Annotated in this window: 3 protein-coding genes; all 3 read left to right on the forward strand. The window is 53.4% G+C overall.

Annotated features, from left to right (window positions below; all coding sequences use genetic code 11):
* Nucleotides 1-860: matrixin family metalloprotease (locus R3177_RS14505; protein ID WP_318971720.1), on the forward strand; the 860-nt coding region annotated here is incomplete at its 5' end.
* A 125-nt stretch (nucleotides 861-985) separates the two neighbouring features.
* Nucleotides 986-2,224, forward strand: a complete 1,239-nt coding sequence (locus tag R3177_RS14510) for an MFS transporter (protein ID WP_318971721.1) — start codon at nucleotides 986-988, stop codon at nucleotides 2,222-2,224.
* 70 nt (nucleotides 2,225-2,294) lie between these two features.
* The coding region (locus R3177_RS14515) for an esterase/lipase family protein (RefSeq protein ID WP_413229097.1) at nucleotides 2,295-2,533 on the forward strand (239 nt) is incomplete at its 3' end.

Raw genomic sequence — 2,533 nt, forward strand, 5'->3', positions numbered from 1 at the left:
CAGCGTTGTTTGCGGCGCAGCAGCCTGCATCAGCTATATTGAAACAAGTGGCCGGTAAAGCAATGCGCCAGCAACTTTGCCAGACACCGGTATTGTGGCGTATCGGTGAGCTTGACCCTGCCTTTGCGTTAACCGCTGAGCAAGCTGAGCAGGCTGGCCATCAGGCAGCAACTGCCTGGAACAATGCAGCAGGTACAGCGCTCTTTCGCTATGACAGCGTAAACGGGTTTCCGATTAATTTTCATTATGACCAGCGTCAGCAACAGATGTTGCAACAGGCCATGCTACAACGAAATATAGCGCGCTACGATAGCAATATTGAGCTCCGGGCGGCTGAGTTAGCACAGCAAAGTAAGCAGTTGCAGCAGCGCCAGCGTGAGTTTGCTGAGCAAAACCAGCAGTTTGCTGCTGACATCGCCACATTTAACCAGCAGGCAGCTAGTGCCTCCCAGGCTGATCTGGCTGCACTTGAGCAACAACAGCGACGGTTACAACACCGCGAGCAGCAACTGCAACAGCAGGCCGCAGAATTAAACGAGCAGCAGGAACGGTTGCAGCGCCAGCAATTTTATCTGAATGATACCGTGGCCGATCGCAATGCGTTACTGACAGAGCAGCCAGCACCGGGCGTTGCTGAAGTGGGTTTAATGGAAATTAACAATAATAAGCGGCGCATGACCATTTTTGCTTACAGTACACCGGCGACATTACAGATGACCATAGCACATGAATTCGGCCATGCGCTGGGGCTTGGCCACATCGACAATATTAATGCGCTGATGCATCCAGCCCTGAACCCGCTGCAAACAGGGCCCACCGCTGACGATATTGCCGCGTTAAAGCAACAATGCGGGTTTTAGCTGCAGGCGCTTGACAGCACAGGCTGATGCCGTAATGCTGAAGCGGTTTTCGTTATCATGCAGAGGATATATGCCACGTCAGCAAGCCGCCACGTCAGCAAGCCGCCACGTCAGTTATCTGGCATGTGGTTATTATCATATTGGCAGGTGAGCTGATTTTTGCTTTGCCATTTCATCTGGCGCGTTTTTTTCGTCCCACTTTTTTACAGGCCTTTGAGCTGAGTAATGCGCAGCTGGGTGATATTTTTGCCGTGTACGGTGTGGTGGCTATGCTCTGTTATTTTCCCGGCGGGATTATTGCCGATAAGGTGGCACCGAATCGCTTAATGAGTCTGTCATTGCTGGCCACCGCGCTCGGTGGCGTCTATATGTGGACAGGGCCTGGTGTAGCCGGGTTGGCATTGCTGTTTGGCTACTGGGGGTGCACGACCATTTTACTGTTCTGGGCAGCGATGATAAAAGCAACACGAATATCTGCGCCTGCTGCCCGGCAGGGCCTGGCATTTGGTGTGCTTGATGGCGGCCGGGGGCTGGTTGCCAGTGTGTTTGCCAGTGGCGCGGTGCTGCTGTTGGGGCGCTATGCAATAATGGCGGACGGTAACTTCACCAATCCAGATCAGGCACTGGGGTCCATACGCGTTCTGATCGTTTATTACAGTGTGCTGACTGCAATAACGGCCGCGCTGGCCTGGTTTTTTATCAGTAGTATCAGAGCGCAGCCTGAGGCAGGGCAGCCAGCAGCCACTTCCGCTGTGCTTGGTGAAACCCTGACAAATCCGCTGCTTTGGTTGCAGGCCGGGGTGGTGATCTGTGCTTATTGCGGTTATAAATCGCTGGATAATTATGGCTTGTTTGTGGTGCAAACCTTTAACTGGTCACAGCTGGAGGCTGCTCAGTTTACCACAGCGGCCAGCTATCTGCGGCCTGTCGTGGCGGTGGCTGCCGGGTTACTGGCAGACCGCATCCGGGCCAGCCGTCTGACGCTGGGGTTATTTAGCATGCTGGCACTAAGCTTTGCCAGTATAGCGGCGCTGACTGAGCTTAATCCCTCAGTTTTGCTGCTAACCATAATGTTAGCGCTAACCTTTGTCGGGGTATTTGCCCTGCGGGCAGTGTATTTCGCGTTAATTGATGAAAGCCGGCTGCGCCTTGGTGCTACCGGGACTGCTGTGGGCGTTATTTCGTTGCTGGGCTTTACCCCGGATGTGTTTTTCGCCCCGCTCACCGGCCGGATGTTAGACAATCCGGAAAGCGGTTTTGCCGGCTATTTCTTATTTATGGCACTGGTTATGCTGCTTGGCACTTTCAGTGCGTGGTTGTTAGTGAACAAAATGAGTCGCAGCCAGGTGGCCGCAGCGGCATAGCATGCTCACGAGCCGGAGCAGCAAGGCTAAGACTTAAACCGGTTATTTAATATGTAAGGGCAGGACAGCTATGCGAGTTATTTTATCAGTGTTATTGCTGCTTATGTCGTTTAATAGCATGGCCAAAGATTGCGTTGTGCTGTTACACGGGCTGGCCCGCACGGCCAGCGCTATGGAGACGATGCAGCAGGCACTGGATGGGGCAGGGTACCATACGGTCAATGTCGATTATCCTTCGCGTAAGCATGCCATTGAAGTGCTGGCTCCGATGGTTATTCCGTCAGCGCTTTCGCAGTGCCGGGAAAAGCA

Source organism: Arsukibacterium sp. (genome assembly GCF_033722355.1).
In the GTDB taxonomy this organism is placed as follows: Bacteria; Pseudomonadota; Gammaproteobacteria; order Enterobacterales; family Alteromonadaceae; genus Alishewanella.